Source organism: Microcoleus sp. Pol12A5 (assembly GCF_036701435.1).
Lineage (GTDB): Bacteria > Cyanobacteriota > Cyanobacteriia > Cyanobacteriales > Microcoleaceae > Microcoleus.
On the sequence record NZ_JAUBQU010000003.1, the window covers coordinates 62,681 to 83,220 of the forward strand.

Sequence of the window (20,540 nt, forward strand, 5' to 3'; positions counted from 1 at the left end):
TTATCAACAATCTAGATAAACCCGCCCCGCCAAAACCGATAACCTAAATCAACCTGAAATTTGCATCGAATCCGCAAATGTAGGTTTGTATTTATGGGTGGGTGGGGGTGGGTTTTCGAGATTGTCTGTTTCAGTCATAAATTGTCCGTAAAACGCGCCCCTACAGAATTACTATCGATTCACCAAACACGATATAACTAATAACTAATAACTAATAACAAATGACTGACATAAAATTTCTGCAACCAGGAGATTTGCTCAAAGTAATTGCCCCTAGTGGCACTTTGCGAGAATCAACCAACTTTGAAAAGGGTGTAGAAATTTGGAAATCTCGCGGCTATCGACTTGAATTAACACCGGGTTTTGACGATCGCTGGGGCTATTTGGCAGGTTCCGACGAAAACCGCGTCCGACAGTTGGCAGATGCCCTCAATGACCCGGATTGTCGCGGTATTCTCTGTGTTCGAGGCGGTTTCGGCAGCACTCGGCTTTTGGAAAAAGGAAATGTGGGAAAGGCGGAAAATTCCCAATTTCCAACTCCCGATTCCCATTCGCCGAAATGGTTAATCGGGTTTTCCGACATTACTGCTTTGCTGTGGAATCAGGCTAAATTGGGTGTTTGGGGCGTTCACGGGCCGCTGCTGACAACTTTGTCGGATGAACCGGATTGGTCTGTCGATCGACTTTTTGACTGCATAGAAGGTCGTCCCTTACAATCTTTGCAAGGTAAAGGATGGGGCAGCGGAAAAGCTACCGGGCGGCTGTTTCCGGCGAATCTGACGGTGGCTTCTCATTTGCTCGGAACCCCGTATCAACCTGATTTGGCCGGGGTTATTCTCGCCTTTGAGGATGTTTCCGAGGCTCCTTACAGGGTCGATCGAATGCTGACTTTGTGGCGGATGGCGGGGGCTTTCGCTGGGGTGCGGGGCATTGCTTTGGGGCGCTTCAGCCGCTGCGAGATTGAGCCGAGTATTCCCAGTTTTAGCATTGAAGAGGTGTTGCGCGATCGGCTGGGGGATTTGAATATTCCGATTGTCTCCGATTTGCCCTTCGGTCACGAGGGGGTTAACGCTGCTTTACCTATGGGAATTATGGCGAGTCTTGACGCTGATTCGGGATTCCTCAGTTGCGGGTAAAAACTACTTTTTAGATACCCTGAAAATCATTCATCAAAGTTCTGTAAAAGAATAGTCGATTTCAGAATATTTAAGGTGCGTTCTGCATGGTAGCGAAACTGCAGCATAAATAAAGCATAGGATAATAGTACAATTATCAGGAAAAATGGGAGGATTTCTAAGGGTGGTTTTTCGGTGACAAATAAAAATACAAGCCAACCCAATCCTAAAGACAGTAAAAAGACAATAGATAAAGTGGGAATAGTCATTTTCAAGGGCAACACTGAACCGCCTTCAATGTCTTGAATTTGTCCTGTCGCCACCAAAAAGCCTCTCCAATCTCCGCCAGTAATTGTCGCGCGGAGGAAATCACCATCAAGCTCGATTTGGTAGCAGTAAAGAATTCGGCTTCCCCCGATAATAGCTTTGCGAACCGTTAAACCTGTACGAACTTTGGCAGCAAGCCGTTGGCGGACTACTTTTTTGGAAAATGGTATATGAAGGGTTGCTTCCCGGTAGGGCAAGAGCGAGTACAATAGTTTGAAGAACGGATTTAAATTTAATGGCATAGCAAAAAACACGATCGTGAATTGCATCAATTGCCACTACCTAATTCTAAGCAGGGATGTTTCATTCTATCAAAGTTTTCAAGCTCCAACCACTATAAGTAAATCTACGGAGGTTTTGGGCTATCGACATTGTGCGATCGCGAATGGCGGGAGGTTTGCCCCTACGTTCACGCTATATGTAGATGGGTGGCGTAAATCCTGCCCAATAATAGTTTACAGCAACGAAATATTCCTGTCGGGTGAGGCTAACACTAGATAGCTAAAATTACATTTAAAATGGATTATATGTGCAAATGTTGCTGCCAACACAGCAAAAAGATTTTAAAACTTTCGCAAAGAGGTTGATATGAGAACACACAACTTGTTAAACAGTATTGCGGCCACTGTGCTAGTTGCAGGAGTGGCACTCACTGGCATTTCGTCTAGTGCAGTTGGCGAACAGATAGGGAATAACGATCGCATAGATGGAGTAATTCGCCGCACTTCCCCGATTTACCGTTTCCGAAATATGTGGGTTCCGGGATCTCCGACCGAAGAATTGCGCGGCCAAGAATACACATTCAGCGCGAGGGAAGGCGACAACATTGAAGTGTTTTTAGATACAGATAGAAGCCGCGGTTTTACTCCCGTAATGGTGCTGTTTTACGGGAACAACAAACAAGTCGCTTTTACGCAAGACCGTTCTTTTAATTATCAAATTCCCCGTAGTGGCGATTATAAACTGTTAGTGTTAGCAAAAGATGCAGCTAGAGGCGGTAGCTACACGCTGGAAGTTTCGGGAATTGATGGGGGCGACAGACGAGCTCGCAATTCGCGGGACGATTGGTACACGAGGCGAGATAACGATCGATATGACGGTCAATATGACAGAGAACGGCTTTTGCAAGATGATTTTGACTTGCGGTCTGTTGATTGTCGCGAGAGACGTTCTATGGTGAGAGTAAGGTTTGACGATGGTAATCAAGATTCAACTTACTGCGCTGTCCCGAATAGAAGGTTTCCGGCGGGAGATTATTACTACAATTCGCGGACTAGAAATTTAGACTCGGCGCGGCGGGATGATAGTAGATTCGATGCGGGCCGAGATCAATGTCGGGTAGTGGTGGGCGGAGTTTGTGTAACGAGGTAAGTAGGTAAAACTGTAGGGCGGAAGTCAGAAACCCGGTTTCTTTGTAGAAACCGGGTTTCTGACCCTATACACAGGACTTATACAGTTGTTTATATACGAGTCGATCTCTGGCTATCGCCTCACTTTCTTTGGCCATGACAAAATACACATTTGTACACACAACGATTTTGTCGAAAAGGACGATCGCACAGTGGTAAGCTACCAAAGGCATTGAAATATCTAAGGTAGAGAAAAGTTAAAATGTCGGCATTAAATGAAGTTCCCTTGTTGTTGCGGGCAGCCCGCGGCGAAACCCTAGACCGCCCGCCCGTGTGGATGATGCGTCAAGCCGGCCGCTACATGAAGGCTTATCGAGATTTGCGAGAAAAGTATCCCTCGTTTCGCGAACGTTCCGAAATTCCCGAAGTTGCGATCGAAGTTTCCCTTCAGCCGTGGCGCGCGTTTCAACCCGACGGCGTAATTCTGTTTTCCGATATTGTCACCCCGATGCCGGGTTTGGGCATAGACATGGACATCGCCGAAGGCAAAGGCCCGATTATCCACGCACCCATCCGCACTCAGCAGCAAATTGACAACCTGCAACCGCTGAACCCGGAAGAAAGCTTGCCGTTTATCAAAACAATCCTGAAATCCCTGCGCGAAGAAGTCGGCAACAAATCCACCGTGCTCGGTTTTGTCGGCGCGCCGTGGACGCTGGCAGCCTACGCTGTTGAGGGCAAAGGTTCTAAGGATTATGCCATCATCAAAAATATGGCATTTTCCGATCCAACTTTACTGCATCAGTTGCTGTCGAAATTCGCCGATGCGATCGCCGTTTACGTGCGCTATCAAATCGACTGTGGCGCCCAAGTAGTGCAAATGTTCGACTCCTGGGCAGGCCAACTCTCCCCGCAGGACTACGACACCTTCGCTCTACCTTACCAGAAACAAGTATTCGAGCAAGTCAAAAAAACCCATCCCGACACACCGCTAATTCTGTTAGTCACTGGTAGCGCCGGCCTCCTCGAACGCATGACAACATCCGGCGCGGATATCATCAGCGTCGATTGGACAGTTGATATGGCCGACGCGCGCAAGCGTTTGGGCCCCAACATGAACGTTCAGGGAAATCTCGATCCCGGCGTGTTGTTTGGTTCTCAACCATTTATTCGCGATCGAATTCTTGATACAATTCGCAAAGCCGGTCATCGCGGACACATCCTCAATTTGGGACACGGCGTGTTACCGGGAACTCCCGAAGATAACGTGCGTTTCTTCTTTGAAACCGCAAAACAAGCCGACAAATTGCTGGCAGTTGCTGCTTGATTTGATTTCGATTGTAGAATTCGATCGAATCCAGTTAATTGCACCTGATATTTGTAGGGACACCGCAATGCCGTGTCCCTAACGTCGATAAAAATATATAATCGGAGCGAATCCGGTTAATTGCACATTATATTTGTAAGACACGGCATTGCCGTCTCCCTACCGTGGAAAAAGATTATATAATCGGAGCGCATCCAGTTAATCTGACATTTTGCACCTGTTGCAATAGTCCCTTATTGGGCGGGCTCTCCTGCCCACCCCACAATAAAATTTAATTTTTGTGGAACAGGCATCTTGCCTGTTCTTGAGAATGCTGCAAGATGTAAGTTTAATTGCATCTAATCGTTTTCATTTGTGGGGATACGGCAATGCCGTCTCCCTACCGTCGAAAAAGCGTCAAATCCTCCCCTCTTCCCCTGCGGCCAAATGAACTCCAAAAAAATTTTTGTGACGGGTGCAAGTGGCTGTATCGGTCACTACATGGCCGAAACTTTGATTCAAGAAACAAACCACGAACTTTACCTCTTAGTTCGCAACCCAGAAAAATTAAAATTTGACTGGAAAGCCCGCCCCGGCATCCATATAATACAAGGCGATATGCGAGATATCGATCGACAAGCCGAACTTCTGCAAACAATTAATGTCGCAATTTTAGCTGCCACTGCTTGGGGAGGAACTCAAGAAGTGTTTGACGTTAACGTAACCAAAACTCTCCGCCTAATTCAACTACTTTCGCCAGAGACTTGCCAGCAAGTAATTTATTTTTCAACTGCCAGCATTCTCGGTCGAGACAACAATTTGCTCAAAGAAGCCGGGGAATTGGGGACAGATTATATTAGCTCAAAATACAACTGTATGGTGCATTTGTCAGCCTTGACCAATGTGCCTCCAATTACGGCACTTTACCCGACATTAGTATTGGGAGGAGATGCAGAAAAACCAGTTTCTCACTTGTCGTCTGGCCTGCCACTTGTCGCAAAATGGATTGGTTTGATTCGCTGGTTTAAGGCAGATGGCAGTTTTCACTTCATCCACGGCGCAGATATTGCTAAAGTAGTTAATTATTTAGTTGAACATCCGCCGGCTTCCGAGGAACCGCGACATTTTGTGCTAGGAAATCCGGCGATTACAGCTAACGAAGTGGTAGAACAAGCTTGTCAGTATTTGAATAAAAAGATATTTTTTCGGATTACTCTGTCACCTTGGCTGGCCGATTTCTTTATTTGGCTGTTCCGAATTCAGGTGGCTGCTTGGGATAGATTTTGCATCAGCTACCGCCATTTTACCTATCAAAATCTTGTGAATCCCGAAAGCATAGGAATGCCGAGTTACTGCGGCACAATTGCCGATATGTTAAGAACTAGCGGGATTCCCGGCAAAGATTCAAATTAGGCCAGAAGGAAGTTCGGCAGCGGATTTTATAACGGATGTAACGGATGTAACGGATGAATGTTGAGGGAAAAGGAAGAGTCAATGTGCATCAAGCCACTAATGTAAAGTTCTTATGGCGCACCAAAGCAGTAATTTACTGTTTCCAGTTATTTTTTGCCTTAATCCTATGCTTTTTCAATGCGATTATCGTCAATTAAGGGTCAAATAGGATAAGATATCAGCATTTGCAAACTTTAACAGGGAACTGCAAGCTAAAAATTGCGCTCCATTTGTTGGTCTTAGGGGGTGTTACCCCTCGCCAGATATTCGATCGAGTGCAAGATCGTAATTTTAGCCTTAACATGAAGTCTTGAGAGTCGATCGAACTCTCAAACACGCCAGCCCGATCGCAAGTTGTTTACTGATGTGAGGTTTAACATATAATGCGAGTTCTTCTAGTTTACCCGCTGTTTCCGAAAACATTTTGGTCTTACGAGAAAATCCTAGAATTAGTCGATCGTAAAGTTCTGCTGCCACCGCTGGGTTTGGTAACAGTAGCAGCTATTTTACCCCAAGAATGGGAATTTAAGTTAGTCGATCGCAATATCAGACAAATCACCGAAGCAGAATGGGAATGGGCAGAGCTCGTTATTCTCTCCGCAATGATTGTCCAAAAAGAAGATTTGCTAGACATCATTCGCGAAGCAAAACGGCGCGGTAAATCCGTAGCTTGCGGCGGCCCCTACCCGACTTCCGTACCCGAAGAACCTCAAGCAGCGGGCATTGATTACCTGATTCTCGACGAAGGCGAAATCACCTTGCCCATGTTCGTCGAAGCAATAGGGCGCGGCGAAAAAAGCGGAATTTATCGATCGGACGGCGTAAAACCCGATGTTACCACAACCCCAGTCCCCCGCTTCGATTTGCTGGAATTAGACGCCTACGACTCGATGTCAATTCAATTTTCCCGAGGCTGTCCTTTCCAGTGCGAATTTTGCGATATCATCGTGCTCTACGGTCGCAAACCCCGCACCAAAGAACCAAAACAATTGATCGCAGAATTGGACTGTCTCTACAACTTGGGCTGGCGGCGCGGCGTGTTCATGGTAGACGACAACTTTATCGGCAACAAACGCAATGTAAAACTGTTGCTAAAAGACTTACAAGTTTGGCAAGAAGAGCACAAATTCCCGTTTACTTTCAACACAGAAGCATCCATCGATTTAGCCCAAGACCAAGAATTGATGGACATGATGGTTGCTTGCAATTTCAATGCAGTATTTCTAGGGATTGAAACTCCCGATGAAGAAAGCCTGCAAATGACGAAAAAATTCCAAAATACCCGCAATTCCCTGATAGAATCCGTAGAGTTAATTGCCAAATCCGGTTTGCGAGTAATGGCCGGATTTATCATCGGATTTGACGGCGAAAAACCCGGTGCAGGTCAGCGCATTGTAGACTTTGCAGAAGCAGCAGCAATTCCGAGCACAACCTTTGGAATGCTGCAAGCTTTGCCACACACTGCATTGTCCCACCGACTAGCAAAAGAAGGGCGGTTGCGCGACAAATCGGGCAACCTCAACCAGACAACTTTGATGAACTTCATTCCGACGCGGCCGCTAGAAGATATCGCGAGGGAATATGTTCAGGCATTTTCTGATGTGTACGATGCTGAGAAATATTTAGACCGCACCTATCGCCACTTCTTGATGCTGGGTGCACCTACAGCAAATATACCTGCAAGAATTCCCAGTTGGATCGACTTGCGAGCACTGTTAACTGTGGTTTGGCGGCAGGGAGTCAAGCGCAAAACTCGGTGGAAGTTCTGGCATCATTTGTTCAGCATTCTCAAACGCAATCCTGCGGTTTGGGATCATTATTTGACTGTGTGTGCTCACAACGAGCATTTCCTGGAATACCGCCAGATTGTGCGGGATGAAATTGAAGCTCAATTGGCAGAGTTTTTGGCTAATGAGTCTCAAACTGTATATCAAGAGCCTGTTGCTGTTGAGGAAAAGCAAGTGCAAGCGGTTTAGGGTTGGAGAATTCAACCGCAGATGAACGCAGGTAAACGCAGAGGAATGTAAAATTGTCTGCGTTTATTTTGTTTTTAATCTCGTTTCCAGGTTCTGGCTGGAAATGTCATATCCTGCGGCTCTGCCGCCTTTTGAGAGCAGGCGAGAGAGCCTCCCGATGGATTCCCAGTTTCTCACTGAAAAAGTGAAATACTACTATTGGCGGCAGCAGTTATTTCGGCAGGTAGAGGCGCGATCGCCCCCAACTATGAAAATCTAATTACAAGCTCAAAAAAATCAAAATATCGATCGTCCTCAACCCACCATGCTAGGAACAAATCAACTCAGGACAGCAGCTCTTTTAGGACTCCTAAGCGGCCTTCTAGTTTTAGGAAGTTATTATTTAATCGGCAACGAGCAAGGACTTTACATCGGTTTAGCGCTAGCCGCCTTCTCAAGTTTTAGCTCTTGGTACTATTCCGACACAGCCGCGTTAATGGCTTACCGCGCTCAGCCGATCGCCCGCAGCGAAGCACCAGAAATCTACGATATGGTAGCATCGCTGAGCGAAAAAGCCCAAATTCCGGTGCCGAAAATCTTTGTAGTTCCCACTCAATCTCCCAACGCATTCGCCACAGGAAGAGACCCGGAACACGCGACAATAGCAGTTACTGAAGGCATCATGAATCTGCTTTCCCGCGACGAATTGGAAGGCGTTTTAGCGCACGAACTCACGCACATCCGCAACCGCGATACCCTCACTCAAGCAGTGGCAGGGACAATTGCCGGTGCAATTACATTTGTCGGGCGAATTCTGACTTTTGGAGCTCTTTACGGGCCGGTAACGCGGGATAGCAGACAAGGCGCCAATCCGTTTGGTTTGCTGTTTTTAATCATTTTAGCACCGCTATCAGCAACCGTAATTCAATTGGCGATTTCTCGGACGAGGGAATTTGCAGCCGACAGCGGTGCGGTGGAAATTACCAATAACCCGATCGGTTTAGCAAACGCGCTGCAGAAATTAGAGAAAATGGGTCATGAAATTCCGATGCACGGCAATCCTGCGATGTCGCCGCTGCTGATTGTGAATCCTTTTTCGACTAAAGGTTTGCAGTCACTTTTCCGCACTCACCCGCCGACAGAGGATCGGATTCAGCGCCTTTTGGAAATCGCGCAGAAGCAGCAGCAAGGTACTCCTGTTATGGCTTACATAAACGGAGTTTGAGCGATCGAAAATGCAGCAACAATATTTAGAAACTCGGTTGTTTGAAGCAGCAGGGTTTCTGTTTGTTTATAACTATCGCTTTATGGAGCGACTAATTCTTCGAGAGGTAGAGGGCGATCGCTTTCTCCGTAAATATCGCACAGTTTTGGAGTTACTGTGAGGGGTGATGCCTCCATTGAAAAAATTTACCCCGCGCAGCAATTCATCAGGCTTGTTCTTTAAGTCCGGTGATGCTAGTAGTGGTCTATAAACTTCACCTTCATAGGGCTTCCAAACATATCCCAGACTGAACGATTGAAAAACCGAAGATGCTCCCGTTGCTTGCCAAACAGATTCAGCTAAAACCAATCCAGGAAAAGCCAAGCCAGGCTCTTCAATCAATTCGCTGTAGGTTCTAAACTCATCTACTTCCATACCAACTAAAGCATACCGAAACGGTGGAGCAAACCGCAAACGCAGATACAGAAATCTACCTATTTCCGTCATTAAATAAGCACTTTTTGGAGTGTCAATGCCAATCTCACTGATCCCACTTGGACAAACTCGACACCACCAATTTTCTTCTATATCCTGAAAAATTTCTGCCCGACATTGGGAAACTCTACCGTTTGAGAGGAGGCAGAAACTTTTATTGAAATATTGAGCAAATTGCTGTGCTTCCGATTGCTTTGTGCCACATTCAGCCGATAAGCTAAACACCCATGCCATTGCTGTTCTCCCGTTGACTAAATTAAACTATCAAACTTTCTCCCATTCGTTCTGTGTCTGTGCCAGGGCTGCTTCATATTTCTCTAAAAGCATTGTAGCGCTTGGCAAAATACTGACATGAGTTGGACTATCTTGCACAGCTTCAATATCTCCCAGGATCTTGCTGTCGTCAATCTGCCAAAGAGGATCTTTTCCTGTTCCGCCAAATTTTGGGGGTTTGCGGAATGGTGGTAAGCCTTCGATAGAGAGGGAAACAGACATTCCTTTTGTGTTTCTAATGGCTACAGTGACAGACTCTTCTGAAGACTTGCGTTTTGTTTCTGGTAGTAAATAACCTTGTTCATCCAACCAGTCTTTGGGCACTTGCTCAACATCAATGTCAATACTGGGTCTGACTCCCAGTAGCCTCGCGTTGCGTCCCATTTTGGGTTTACCGTTTTCTTCTGCCATGCCTCGATAATAGAGTCTTGCCATTAGCCTTTTATCAGCCCAACTCGATCGCCAGACCAATCATAATGTAATTGCTGCATTGGTTGGATGCGATCGCTCTTTGTTTTTGCAGCTAATTCGTGAGATGTCAGTGCTCATTTATTTTGATTTGAGTATCAGGGAGAGCGCCCTGTGATTGCTCTCCCTGAATACGATTACTTGCGATCGCACAAACGCGGGTTTGTCCGTTTGCCGTTGTCTGTTTCAGTCGGCTCATCGTGGATTACGATCGCAAAACGCAGATGATTTGGAATCATCTGCGTTCATCGGCGGTTTAATTAAACCCTATTAAACTGAAGCCGGAACCTTATCTAAAGGCCGCACTTGACGGAGGTATTCGCGAAGTGCGTCACCTTCCACTACCTCAGTTTCCAACAGTTTCTGCGTAATTGTTTCCAACAACTCTCGATTTGCTTTCAGAATATCCACAGCTTGCTGATGTGCAGTTTCGACAATTTCCTTCACTTCTTGGTCGATCGCCTCCGCAGTTTGAGCACTTACCGCGCGGCGGGCATTTCCCATACCGTCATTGAGGAACATTGATTGTTGACCTCGATCGTAAGCTAGAGGCCCCAAAACCTTACTCATCCCGTAAGTCGTCACCATCCGTTCAGCTAAATCAGTCGCCCTTTGCAAGTCATTTGAAGCGCCAGTAGTAATGCTACCAAACACGACTTCCTCAGCCGATCGCCCTCCAAGCAGTGTAGCAATTTGACCGCGCAACTCCGATTCATCCAACAAGAAACGGTCTTCAGTCGGTACCTGCAACGTGTAACCCAAAGCAGCCATACCGCGCGGGACGATCGAGATTTTTGACACTTCGCCGCCGCCAGTCATCGCAGCACCCACCATCGCGTGCCCGACTTCGTGGTAAGCCACAATCTTTTTCTCTTTTTCATTGAGTACCCGGCTTTTCTTTTCCAAGCCGGCCACAACGCGCTCAAACGCCTCAAAAAAGTCTTCCTGCGCTACAGTTAGTCGTTTGTTGCGGGCCGCCAACAAAGCAGCTTCATTGACCAAATTTGCCAAATCTGCGCCCGAAAAACCGGGGGTGCGAGCGGCCACGGCCTTCAAGTCAATATCCGGGCCCAACTTCACTTTTTGAGAGTGAATGTTCAAAATTTCTTCGCGGCCAGATAAGTCGGGGCGATCGACTAAAACTTGGCGATCGAAACGACCAGGGCGCAACAAAGCAGCATCCAAACTTTCCGGGCGGTTAGTTGCAGCCAGAACAATTACCGTAGTATTGCCCGCCGCAAACCCGTCCATTTCAGTTAACAGTTGATTGAGAGTTTGTTCGCGTTCGTCATTCCCGCCGAAGCTAGCGTTACTGCTACGAGATTTGCCGATCGCGTCCAATTCATCAATGAAAATAATACAAGGAGCCTGTTTCTTAGCCTGCTCGAATAAATCTCTAACTCTTGCAGAACCAACACCTACAAACAGTTCCACAAACTCCGAACCGGAGATGCTAAAAAACGGTACGCCAGCTTCACCAGCCACTGCTTTTGCTAACAGAGTTTTGCCAGTTCCCGGAGGCCCGACTAACAGCACGCCTTTCGGAATTCTCGCGCCAATTGCCGTAAATCTGTCAGGGGTTTTCAGGAATTCAACAACTTCCACTAATTCAGTTTTAGCTTCTTCTACTCCAGCCACATCAGCAAAAGTAATTTTCGCCGATTCGCCTTCTACATAGACCTTAGCTTTGCTTTTGCCGAGCGAGAGCGCACCCTGCGGCCCGCCACCCTGCCTGTTCATGAAAAATTGAAAAATCGCCACAAAAATCAGCGGCGGAACCACCCAGCTTAAAACACTCCCGATCCAGCCATTTTTGGCAGGGGGAGTTGCCGCAAATTCAACGCCTTTTTCTTGCAAAAGTTTAGGCAGTTCCAGGTCAAAAATTGGCGTAGTTGACAGCACTTGACCGGGTTTGTCACCTTCGCCTTTGAGTTGGTAGCGAATTTCATTTTGACCTACCGAAGCTCGGACTACATCTTGTTCTTGAACCTGATGGACGAACAAGCTGTAAGGCACTTGGGGAATTTGGGGGCCGAACAAATTCGGTAAAAAGATGTTTGCCAGCAGAAACAAACTTGAGAGCAATAACAAGACATTGCTAATTTGTCGAAAACGAGGTGGTTGGGGCTGGTCTTTAATGGCCATTGATAACTGTCATCCTTTGATTTAAAGCCGTTTTATTCATCTATTTTCTCATCAACCAGGCAGACAATGTTAAGCGGATTTCCTCACTTTATCGGGTGGGTTAACCCGCTAGCCGGGATTTGCTATTATTAACAATGCTTTTTTTTACGAACCGCGAAGACGCTAAGAAAACGAAGGAAGAGAAGAGCCTTATAGTATGTAGGGTGCGCCGCAGAGCGCCGAATATTTATGCAGCTTCTGGGTTTAATTGAATCATTTCCCAGGTTGTATAAGTGCCGATCGCACCCCAAATCACGTAAGGCAAAAGTAACAAAGCCGCGGTTTGAGAAATCGGCAAAACAACAAACGCCAGCACAAATCCCAAAATCTCGCCAGCCCCTCCCAAAATAGTTCCTACTTTCAGGCTTTTGGCTCTGAGAGTAGCAGGAATATAAGCAACTGTTACAATTTCTAAAAGTAAGTACAAAGCCATCAGCAGCCATGTTTTAAGGCTCCCTGGTTCCTGTTCCCACACGAAAGTAGCGCTGCCGGCCCCGCAAGCAAAAATTACCGTCCAAATTAACGGAATTGCAGGCTCAAAAAACATCCAATCCGGCCTTTGAAGTTTGACTGCCCAGTTAATATCGCGCAGTTTAAAAAACAGAGTACCCATGGCGACTGAGAAAGTCACGCCGCCGATAATAATCCAAGATTGAATCATGGTTTTCAACTTTCCAATTGCTCGATCGCTCATTAAGTCGATCGTGCCAACTCCCAGCCGAACTTAGATCCGCCTTTAGTAATAACTTTTGTAAAGCCCTATGCAATTATTGCTAACCGCCAGACAAATTCTTAGCAAACTCTTCGCGTCCAGACACCAAATTAGGGGGAACGCCGTTAGGGTAATTTTGCGCGATTAAAGCTTGCAACTTTTGAACTCGGTTTTCAGGGTTTGGGTGAGAACTCAAAAACTCCGGCGGTGCTTCGCCCTTCCTAGCTGCACCGAGAATTTGCATTACCTCAACAATACCTCTCGGATCGTAACCCGCCTCCGTCATAAACCGAAAACCGAGCCGATCGCTCTCAAGTTCATCCGATCTACCGTACCGCAAACCGACCACTTGATTGACAGCTTGAGCAATTAATGCTGCTTGCTGACCCCCACCGCGATCGTCGCTAGTAGCCACCCCAACCGCCGTTACCAAAGCCCTGCCCAACTGCTGTTTTGCCAAGTGTTCCGCAGCGTGGCGCGCCACAACGTGACCGCTTTCGTGCCCGAGTACAGCAGCCAACTGAGCCTCGGAATTGAGCCGTCGCAGCAGCCCTGCAGTAATGAAAACTTGTCCCCCCGGTAAAGCAAAAGCATTCACAGTTTCGGGGTCTCGCAGCAGGTGGAATTCAAACGGATAACCCGCTTGTTTCGCGGCCGAACCGTTGACAACTCGTTCTCCTACTCGATCGACATACTCCTGAATACTCTGACTCGGATAAAGCCCCCCGTACTTGGCGGCCATTTGATCTCGCGCCTGCAATCCCAAAACTATCTCTTGGCGGGGAGAAAGCTGTACCCGCTGTCTCTCTCCAGTTACCGGATTTTGTACGTCGTTTGTAAAATAGGTGATTGCTCCAAAAAATGCCATTAATAGCCCGATCGCGGCTCGAAATAAAAATTTATTCACAGGCTTTTACCTAAAAAGTTTCGCGCTCAGACTACTACGCTGACCGCTACCTCCACATCTGCCTGAAGTATCAAAAATGGAAAGTTGTTAGAGTTTTTTGAAATAATTTGCGAATAAGGCTTTTTTTTACGAACCGGGAAGGTGCGAAGAACAGGAAGGAAAAGAAGAAGAGAAGAAAATAATAGAAGAAGGTTATAGTTATTAAATCGGTTAAATCTGTTGAATCCATTACACAATCCGTTGCCGAACTTCCTTCGCAATATGTTTCAAGCTACCCGCCGCCGCCTCGCTATTTGGTACACTGCCGTTACTGCTGTATTGTTACTTGTATTCGCCACTGGTTTCTATTTCTACGTCCGCAATACTTTGATCGATCGCATTGATGACACTCTCAATCATGTTGTAGAAGTAATAGAGCGAACTCTCGTTATCGAACCGCTAACTTTCCCCAGTACCACAGAGAAAATTAAATTGCAAGTTAATATTCAAGCGAGTTTTCGAGATAGCACCGATGCAGTAGAAGACGACCACATTGATTTAGAATGGTTCAGTCCTACGGGGGAATTGCTGTGGTCTACATTATCGGAACCGCTGAATATTCCCATTCACGCTAACCGTACCGGCGAAACAGTTTGGATAATTAATAATAAGTTACAGTCCGATCAAAACTATTCCCTCAGACAAGTAACGCAGCGAGTACAAAGCGGCCGCCAAGTTCTGGGATATTTGCGAGTCAGCCATCCTTGGTTTGAAGTGACAAAACCCATCCGCCAATTAATTCTCGATTTGATTTTGGGCGCGAGTTTAACTCTAATTTGCGTTGCAGCTATTGGCTGGCTGCTGTCGGGATTGGCTATGAAACCTGTGCGGGAATCTTACGGGCGTCTCAAACAGTTTACTGCTGATGCTTCTCACGAACTCAGAAATCCGATCGCCACTATTCAAACTAACGTCCAAGTAGCTTTAGCGGAACCGGATATCGAACCGCAGCAGCATCAACAGCTACAAGTTATCGAACGTCTCACGCGCCGTTTGGGGCGCTTGGTTGACGATTTGCTGTTCTTAGCCAGACAAGATAGCGGTATCGTCCAGCAGCAGTGGATTGAGGTTCCTCTCGATGCTTTGCTGATGGAGGTAATTGAAGAACAACAGGCGATCGCCACAACCCAAAATCTCTCTCTTTCTTTGGAAATTGTCGATCTGCCCAACGCTGAGGACAACTTTACACTGTTGGGAGACTGGGATCAACTAGCCCGACTTTTTACCAATCTCGTCAGCAACGCCGTGCAGTACACCCCCTCTGGAGGTCAAATTCAAGTAGAATTGGAGGTGGCAGCTAAAAACAAAAGAAATTCGCCAATGTTACACCCAGCGCTGCAAATAAAAGTAACAGACACCGGCATCGGAATTTCCGCAGAAGCCCTGCCGCATTTATTCGATCGATTCTATCGCGCAGATCCCGCCCGCACCCACCGCAGCGCCGCTGGTTCCGGTTTAGGATTAGCTATCGCCAAAGCAATTGTCGAAAATCACCGCGGCCAAATCCGCATTGACAGCCAAGTCGATCGAGGTACCGCCGTTACCGTCACCCTCCCCGCCCACAAATCAGAACAATTCCGCCTTTAAAACTTCCCCTCTTCCTCTCTTCCTCTGCGCCCTCTGCGGTTTAAAAAAAATCTACCCCTCAAACCCTTATTCTTCCTACCTCGCGCCCAAACCCAGCTATTAAAATTCATTTCCGCCATAGATTAACATAAACGTTGTTGGAAAACCTCGATCGAACTTGTGAGGAGTTATTTATGTTTCGCCACAATCTACCGTTAAAAAAAATCAGCTTGCTAGCAGCCACCTGCGGAGGTTTACTCGTTAGTCTCGCAACACTTTCCCAAGCCGGCGGCCCACCGCCCCAACAAGGAAAACCCGTTTCCCAACCCGCAGAGACTCCTGCAGCCACTGAAGAACCCGTCAGCGAACCAACTCCGGCTGCAAGTCCGGGTCTGAGGGGGATGCCCTCTACACCCACAGATGCGCCTCCCCGCTTCCCCATGCCCAGTGCGAGAGTTACGCCTGCCGAAGGCATGATAGTAATTAAACTGGTGAATACCACCAATGCTGTCATCAATTATCAAATCGTAGGCGTGACCCAGCCGCGAACTCTGGGCGAACAATCTGAAATTCTGCTTCAAGCCCTCAAAGTGCCAATCACCCTCACTTACCAGCGCCCAGACGGCGGATTGGTGCTGGTTCGCCCCCAAGCAACCGCGATGCCGGGTATGTTGCAAGTCAGTTTCAGCGCGACAACTGAGGTGGCCGCTGATACAAAATCCCTGGAAATTCAGGAAGATGGGAGAGTATTTTTGAATTAGGTTAATTGGTTGACGGTTGACTGTTACCATTCGTCTCAACTTAAGACTAAAACCCATAATAAATATCGTTTATAGTTGAGTTTCGCTCCCCCCTAACCCCCCTTATTCAGGCAGGGAAAAGAGTCTTCTTACGTTCCCTCTAACTCCCATTAATAAAGGGGGAAGATCATTAAAAGTCTCCCTTATTAAGGGGGGTGCGAGGGAAATCGAAACTTCGATACCAACGAGATATACAAAGGGTTTTAGTATTAGGTTGACACCGATAGACTGTTAGTAATTCCAAATTTCCCATTCCAAATTCCCAGTCAGCCGTCAATCGCCGAGTAACAACGGAGGTAACTTAGTAAAAGGTAAATCCTCGTTGATTGCATCAATTTCTTCCTGTTCTCTTTCGTTGATTTGACCGATATAAGACTTGAGAATTTGGGCCAGACGGTTGTTATAAAATCGGTGCAAACTATAATTTGGCGTAGCTGGAAAGCCGCGCCGTTTTTTGTGCCGTCCGCCGGCACCGGGATCGAAGCTTTGGATGCCCCGATCGATCGCCCATTCGATCGGCGTATAGTAACAAGCATCGAAGTGCAAGCAGTCGATTTCCTGCAAACTTCCCCAATAACGGCCGTACAGTCGATCGCCCTTATACAAACAAAAAGACATACCCACCGGCTGTCTCTCATCTTCCTTGTCGTAGGCGGCTACAAATAAAACTCGATCGCGATAATTGTGGTGCAACTGTTCAAAAAATCGCTTAGTCAGATACTTGCTTCCCCACCAACCAAATTTGTCGCAAGTATTCTCATAAAAAGCATACATTTGAGCAAACATGGCTTGGGGAATTTCATCGCCAGTCAGCGTTTTTATCAACAAACCAGCTTGATCGACTGCTTTGCGTTCGCGTTTGATATTGCGGCGCTGGTTGGCATTAAATGCGCCTAAATAATTGTCAAAATTTTGATAGCCTTGATTTTGCCAAATATAGCTGTGGTGCAGCCAACTGCTGAAACCGTGGCGTTCCATTCTTTCGCGCCATTCTGGATCGACGTAGAGGAAATTGCAGCCCGAGATATTGTGGCGATCGCAAAAATGGTCGATCGCGCTTACCATTACTCCGGTTAACTCGTCTTCATCTTCTCCCTCGGCAATCAAAAATCGATAGCCTTCAGCCGGAGTAAAGGGCGTCATTCCCATCAATTTCGGATAATATTTAATGCCCAAACGTTGAGCTAAATCGGCCCACTGATTGTCGAACACAAATTCGCCGTAGCTGTGGCTTTTGACATAAAGTGGCGCGCCAGCAATCAACTGTTTGTCTCGCCACACAGTCAAGTGATGCGGCAGCCAACCGGTTTTACCTGTCGCACTGCCCGAGACTTCGAGATTGTTAAGCCAATCCCATTCTAGAAATGGAGTTTTTAGTGGCATCGCCAAGGCATCCCACGACGCTTGCGGGATTTCGCCTATTTTGCTAATCCAGGCTACAGAATATTCAGATTTTGGCTGTTTCAGCATAGGGAGATTTGAGCGTAGAGCGATCGAACTTAATTTAAGTTAATACAATCTCCCCTGCTTGTGTAATTACTCGCCACAGGCAAGATGCCTGTGCCACACAACTCTTGTGGGGTGGGCTTCTAGCCCGCCCCGAATCTATAATGCAAAAATACCTCTTGTCCCACCTGTTTAACCGCCAAAAGCTCCAATTTCGGGGCTAAATCCGCCAAAAAACCCTCTCCCTCCACAGGTGTCGGTGCATCCGCCCCGCCCAAAATTAACGGGCACACCGTCAGCCAAAGTTCGTCTACCAAGCCTGCAGCCAGCACAGACGCTACCAGTTTTCCCCCGCCCAGAATCGCCAAGCGCTTGATACCAAGAGTTTCTAGCTGTTGAAACGCATCAATCCAATCAATTTCTCCACATGCGGTTTTTGTATAGATAATTCGATCGAACTTACTGTTTGTCATCGGGTAGGGAAAGGGCAGTGCCGTGTGCCTACTGTCTTGCCCCGTCAGCAGCCACCGAGGTACCGGTTGCTGGAAAAATCGCAAGTTGGGGTCAAATTGGGACGATCGCGAACATACAATTTGCACCGGTTGTGGCGGCTTCCCTTGCAGTTCCCTCTGTTTGACCAATTCCGGCGAAATCACTCTCATCGTCGTCCCATAAGCCTGTAAAGTGCCGTTGCCGAACAAAACGGCGTCACTTGCTGCTACTTGCTGTTCGAGGTGGGCTTTGTCGTTGGCAGAACCGAATCTCGCGGGAGATCGTACTGCATCTGCTATTTTACCGTCAGCACTGATCGCGAGTATTACTGTTGCGTGAAGTCCAGTCATTACTTATCAGAATTTCGCAGAACATTTAACTGTAGCAATTCAAAACTATTTGTAAAGTTTGTTTTCAACTCGCTCGGACTGGTTTTATTTGACGGATAATGTTGGTTTATTTATTTTGCAACCCCAGCTATCTCCCTACCAAAGTATTTACTTTTCTTTACAAACAGCCGACAAAAAACGGCGCGGGAGGTAAAAAATTCGTTGCAGACTTTAAATGCGCCGCGCGATCGACTAGAGTAAAAAAAATGGCTTGATCCGTTTATTCATCGCAAAGGAAAAAAAGCTCATGGTTCAACGCGGTTCAACAGTCCGGATTCTCCGCAAAGAATCCTACTGGTATCAAGAAGTGGGCACCGTTGCTACGGTAGACCAAAGCGGCATTAAATACCCAGTTATCGTTCGCTTTAACACCGTAAATTATGCAGGCGTCAACACCAACAACTACGCCGAAAGCGAATTAGTGGAAGTGGCAGCACCCAAAGCAAAAGCGAAAACAGCGACTGCTGTAGCTTCCGGCGGCAAACAAACCACGCTCGACGAGAAAACTCGGAAAACCGGCAGCGGAGGAGCCCCCTCGCAGCCGAAAACTTCGACCGACAGCAAACCCGGCGCCGAAACGCCCGGCAGCGTCGAAGGTTCGCCTCAGGGTCAAGGAACAGAACAGCGCTAATTGTGCCAGAACTGCCAGAAGTTGAAACTATTTGCCGGGGTTTGAATCAAGCAACCCTCGATAGAGAAATTTTGGACGGGGACGTGTTGCTAAACAGCACGATCGCCCGCTCAATCTCTGCGACCGATTTTTTGACACAACTCAAAGGAAAGTCGATCGCCCGCTGGTACAGGCGCGGCAAATATCTACTGGCAGAACTATCTCAATTCCCCGAAGGAGAAAGAGAGAAAGGGAAAGGGGGAGAATTTAGGGATCGAACTCCAAGGTCTTTCCCTCTTCCTTCTTCCTTCCTCCTTCCTTCAAAAGCCGGCTGGTTGGGCGTTCACCTCCGGATGACCGGACAACTGCTGTGGGTGAACCGATCCGAACCCCTGCAAAAACACGCGCGAGTACGGCTGTTTTTTGAAGGAAACCAAGAATTGCGCTTTGTAGACCAGCGCACCTTCGGGCAAATGTGGTACGTGCCCGCACAAACCGAGGTTTCCAGCACAGTCATCGGTCTGAAACTCTTAGGCCCGGAACCGTTTTCCGACGAGTTTACAACAGAATATTTGACCCGCAAGCTGCACCGGCGGGCGCGACCCATAAAAACAGCTTTGCTAGACCAGTCGCTGATAGCTGGTTTGGGCAATATTTACGCAGACGAAACTTTGTTTTTGTCGGGAGTGATGCCCACAACTCTGTGTGCGGATTTGACCGCAGAGCAAATAGGGCGCATCCATACAGCTATTATTCAAGTTTTACAGAAGGCGATCGAATCCGGCGGCACTACTTTTAGCAATTTTCTCAATGTCCAAGGTGTCAACGGCAACTACGGCGGCGTCGCTTGGGTGTACAATCGCGCCGGTCAACCCTGTCGCACTTGCTCCACAACCATCGAACGTATAAAATTAGCAGGGCGATCGACTCATTTTTGCCCCATTTGTCAAACATAGGAAGCAGTCAATGGATTTTAGGCTTTAGATTTTATATTTTAGATTTACCCCACGAATCGCACCCCTTTATTCCTTAGTCCGCGTAGGCGGACTTTGTTTGTTTAGTAGCGATTTCAATCGCAAAGTGACTTTCAAGCCAAATCTAGATTAAAATTTGTATAGTTTTTTAAACTAAACAAAGCAAGTTATGGCAATCAAGAAAGGCAGTATAGTTCGCGCTGTACGCGAAAAATTGGAAAACAGTCTAGAAGCCAAAGCCAGCGACCAGCGCTTTTCCTCGTATATATTTGAAACAAAGGGTGAAGTGATGGATATTCGCGGCGACTATGCCTTCGTCAAATTTGGCAAAGTTCCCACTCCCAATATTTGGCTGCGGGTAGATCAACTCGAAGATTTTAAGTAAGTCACCAAAACTAAACATCACTGCTCTTAATGTAGCGAAGGGTGCACACCGCGCACCTTTCCCCAATTAAGCTGATTGCTAAAATCTAAAAT

19 protein-coding genes are annotated in these 20,540 nt (G+C 47.1%); 11 read left to right on the top strand and 8 right to left on the bottom strand.

What is annotated here, in order from left to right; translation table 11 throughout:
* Positions 1 to 221 precede the first annotated feature (221 nt).
* Positions 222 to 1,136 (top strand): LD-carboxypeptidase, encoded by a 915-nt coding sequence (locus QUA45_RS01505; RefSeq protein ID WP_333219055.1) that lies wholly within the window; start codon positions 222 to 224, stop codon positions 1,134 to 1,136.
* 26 nt (positions 1,137 to 1,162) lie between these two features.
* Here the strand turns inward: QUA45_RS01505 and QUA45_RS01510 are convergent, their stop codons facing one another.
* Positions 1,163 to 1,684: a hypothetical protein gene (locus tag QUA45_RS01510; protein ID WP_333219057.1), complete on the bottom strand. Its 522-nt coding sequence runs from the start codon at positions 1,682 to 1,684 to the stop codon at positions 1,163 to 1,165.
* Positions 1,685 to 2,030: 346 nt separating this feature from the next.
* Between QUA45_RS01510 and QUA45_RS01515 the strand changes: the two genes are divergently transcribed.
* The 5 genes from QUA45_RS01515 to QUA45_RS01535 all read left to right on the top strand — a co-directional run bounded on the left by QUA45_RS01515 (position 2,031) and on the right by QUA45_RS01535 (position 8,729).
* On the top strand, positions 2,031 to 2,813 hold the full coding sequence (locus tag QUA45_RS01515; protein ID WP_333097869.1) for a hypothetical protein: 783 nt from the start codon (positions 2,031 to 2,033) through the stop codon (positions 2,811 to 2,813).
* A gap of 240 nt (positions 2,814 to 3,053) precedes the next feature.
* Complete coding sequence (hemE, locus tag QUA45_RS01520; RefSeq protein WP_015178097.1) at positions 3,054 to 4,118, top strand: uroporphyrinogen decarboxylase; 1,065 nt, start codon at positions 3,054 to 3,056, stop codon at positions 4,116 to 4,118.
* Between the two features lie 426 nt (positions 4,119 to 4,544).
* Positions 4,545 to 5,510, top strand: coding sequence for an NAD(P)-dependent oxidoreductase (locus QUA45_RS01525; protein WP_333219059.1), 966 nt, complete (start codon positions 4,545 to 4,547; stop codon positions 5,508 to 5,510).
* Positions 5,511 to 5,932: 422 nt separating this feature from the next.
* Entirely contained in the window at positions 5,933 to 7,525 is a 1,593-nt protein-coding gene (locus tag QUA45_RS01530; RefSeq protein ID WP_333097866.1) for a B12-binding domain-containing radical SAM protein, read from the top strand.
* Between the two features lie 304 nt (positions 7,526 to 7,829).
* Positions 7,830 to 8,729, top strand: a complete 900-nt coding sequence (locus tag QUA45_RS01535) for a M48 family metalloprotease (protein ID WP_333219061.1) — start codon at positions 7,830 to 7,832, stop codon at positions 8,727 to 8,729.
* A gap of 72 nt (positions 8,730 to 8,801) precedes the next feature.
* Here the strand turns inward: QUA45_RS01535 and QUA45_RS01540 are convergent, their stop codons facing one another.
* The 5 genes from QUA45_RS01540 to QUA45_RS01560 form a co-directional block, all read right to left on the bottom strand.
* Complete coding sequence (locus QUA45_RS01540; RefSeq protein ID WP_333219063.1) at positions 8,802 to 9,437, bottom strand: hypothetical protein; 636 nt, start codon at positions 9,435 to 9,437, stop codon at positions 8,802 to 8,804.
* Positions 9,438 to 9,467: 30 nt separating this feature from the next.
* The gene (locus tag QUA45_RS01545; protein ID WP_333219065.1) at positions 9,468 to 9,911 is read right to left on the bottom strand and encodes a Tse2 family ADP-ribosyltransferase toxin; all 444 of its coding nucleotides are present in this window, start codon (positions 9,909 to 9,911) and stop codon (positions 9,468 to 9,470) included.
* Between the two features lie 303 nt (positions 9,912 to 10,214).
* Positions 10,215 to 12,089, bottom strand: coding sequence for an ATP-dependent zinc metalloprotease FtsH4 (gene ftsH4, locus QUA45_RS01550; protein WP_333219067.1), 1,875 nt, complete (start codon positions 12,087 to 12,089; stop codon positions 10,215 to 10,217).
* 226 nt (positions 12,090 to 12,315) lie between these two features.
* Positions 12,316 to 12,789 carry a tryptophan-rich sensory protein gene (locus QUA45_RS01555; RefSeq protein ID WP_333219069.1) on the bottom strand — a complete coding sequence of 158 codons (474 nt, stop codon included), beginning with the start codon at positions 12,787 to 12,789 and terminating at the stop codon, positions 12,316 to 12,318.
* Positions 12,790 to 12,901: 112 nt separating this feature from the next.
* Positions 12,902 to 13,747 (bottom strand): M48 family metallopeptidase, encoded by an 846-nt coding sequence (locus QUA45_RS01560; RefSeq protein ID WP_333097855.1) that lies wholly within the window; start codon positions 13,745 to 13,747, stop codon positions 12,902 to 12,904.
* 261 nt (positions 13,748 to 14,008) lie between these two features.
* Between QUA45_RS01560 and QUA45_RS01565 the strand changes: the two genes are divergently transcribed.
* Together QUA45_RS01565 and QUA45_RS01570 are read left to right on the top strand one after the other, a co-directional pair.
* On the top strand, positions 14,009 to 15,373 hold the full coding sequence (locus tag QUA45_RS01565; protein ID WP_333097853.1) for an ATP-binding protein: 1,365 nt from the start codon (positions 14,009 to 14,011) through the stop codon (positions 15,371 to 15,373).
* A 173-nt stretch (positions 15,374 to 15,546) separates the two neighbouring features.
* The gene (locus QUA45_RS01570) at positions 15,547 to 16,113 is read left to right on the top strand and encodes a hypothetical protein (protein ID WP_333097852.1); all 567 of its coding nucleotides are present in this window, start codon (positions 15,547 to 15,549) and stop codon (positions 16,111 to 16,113) included.
* Positions 16,114 to 16,425: 312 nt separating this feature from the next.
* Here QUA45_RS01570 and QUA45_RS01575 read toward each other — a convergent pair whose 3' ends face one another.
* Entirely contained in the window at positions 16,426 to 17,622 is a 1,197-nt protein-coding gene (locus QUA45_RS01575) for a GNAT family N-acetyltransferase (protein ID WP_333097849.1), read from the bottom strand.
* 119 nt (positions 17,623 to 17,741) lie between these two features.
* Positions 17,742 to 18,440 carry a RibD family protein gene (locus tag QUA45_RS01580; protein ID WP_333097847.1) on the bottom strand — a complete coding sequence of 233 codons (699 nt, stop codon included), beginning with the start codon at positions 18,438 to 18,440 and terminating at the stop codon, positions 17,742 to 17,744.
* A 286-nt stretch (positions 18,441 to 18,726) separates the two neighbouring features.
* Here QUA45_RS01580 and QUA45_RS01585 point away from each other — a divergent pair, with 286 nt between their 5' ends.
* The 3 genes from QUA45_RS01585 (at position 18,727) to QUA45_RS01595 (ending at position 20,448) form a co-directional block, all read left to right on the top strand.
* Positions 18,727 to 19,110 (top strand): photosystem I reaction center subunit IV, encoded by a 384-nt coding sequence (locus QUA45_RS01585; protein ID WP_333097845.1) that lies wholly within the window; start codon positions 18,727 to 18,729, stop codon positions 19,108 to 19,110.
* Positions 19,111 to 19,112: 2 nt separating this feature from the next.
* On the top strand, positions 19,113 to 20,045 hold the full coding sequence (locus QUA45_RS01590; RefSeq protein WP_333097843.1) for a DNA-formamidopyrimidine glycosylase: 933 nt from the start codon (positions 19,113 to 19,115) through the stop codon (positions 20,043 to 20,045).
* A gap of 187 nt (positions 20,046 to 20,232) precedes the next feature.
* Entirely contained in the window at positions 20,233 to 20,448 is a 216-nt protein-coding gene (locus tag QUA45_RS01595) for an NAD(P)H-quinone oxidoreductase subunit O (RefSeq protein WP_333097841.1), read from the top strand.
* Positions 20,449 to 20,540: the final 92 nt, after the last annotated feature.

Bases quoted from the DNA above. Each gene is read 5' to 3' on its own strand.
- QUA45_RS01580 (WP_333097847.1), bottom strand. From the start codon at position 18,440: ATGACTGGACTTCACGCAACAGTAATACTCGCGATCAGTGCTGACGGT.
- QUA45_RS01535 (WP_333219061.1), top strand. From the start codon at position 7,830: ATGCTAGGAACAAATCAACTCAGGACAGCAGCTCTTTTAGGACTCCTA.
- QUA45_RS01545 (WP_333219065.1), bottom strand. From the start codon at position 9,911: ATGGCAAGACTCTATTATCGAGGCATGGCAGAAGAAAACGGTAAACCC.
- QUA45_RS01525 (WP_333219059.1), top strand. From the start codon at position 4,545: ATGAACTCCAAAAAAATTTTTGTGACGGGTGCAAGTGGCTGTATCGGT.
- QUA45_RS01565 (WP_333097853.1), top strand. From the start codon at position 14,009: ATGTTTCAAGCTACCCGCCGCCGCCTCGCTATTTGGTACACTGCCGTT.
- ftsH4 (WP_333219067.1), bottom strand. From the start codon at position 12,089: ATGGCCATTAAAGACCAGCCCCAACCACCTCGTTTTCGACAAATTAGC.
- hemE (WP_015178097.1), top strand. From the start codon at position 3,054: ATGTCGGCATTAAATGAAGTTCCCTTGTTGTTGCGGGCAGCCCGCGGC.
- QUA45_RS01595 (WP_333097841.1), top strand. From the start codon at position 20,233: ATGGCAATCAAGAAAGGCAGTATAGTTCGCGCTGTACGCGAAAAATTG.
- QUA45_RS01505 (WP_333219055.1), top strand. From the start codon at position 222: ATGACTGACATAAAATTTCTGCAACCAGGAGATTTGCTCAAAGTAATT.
- QUA45_RS01515 (WP_333097869.1), top strand. From the start codon at position 2,031: ATGAGAACACACAACTTGTTAAACAGTATTGCGGCCACTGTGCTAGTT.
- QUA45_RS01555 (WP_333219069.1), bottom strand. From the start codon at position 12,789: ATGATTCAATCTTGGATTATTATCGGCGGCGTGACTTTCTCAGTCGCC.
- QUA45_RS01575 (WP_333097849.1), bottom strand. From the start codon at position 17,622: ATGCTGAAACAGCCAAAATCTGAATATTCTGTAGCCTGGATTAGCAAA.
- QUA45_RS01570 (WP_333097852.1), top strand. From the start codon at position 15,547: ATGTTTCGCCACAATCTACCGTTAAAAAAAATCAGCTTGCTAGCAGCC.
- QUA45_RS01530 (WP_333097866.1), top strand. From the start codon at position 5,933: ATGCGAGTTCTTCTAGTTTACCCGCTGTTTCCGAAAACATTTTGGTCT.
- QUA45_RS01510 (WP_333219057.1), bottom strand. From the start codon at position 1,684: ATGCCATTAAATTTAAATCCGTTCTTCAAACTATTGTACTCGCTCTTG.
- QUA45_RS01540 (WP_333219063.1), bottom strand. From the start codon at position 9,437: ATGGCATGGGTGTTTAGCTTATCGGCTGAATGTGGCACAAAGCAATCG.
- QUA45_RS01585 (WP_333097845.1), top strand. From the start codon at position 18,727: ATGGTTCAACGCGGTTCAACAGTCCGGATTCTCCGCAAAGAATCCTAC.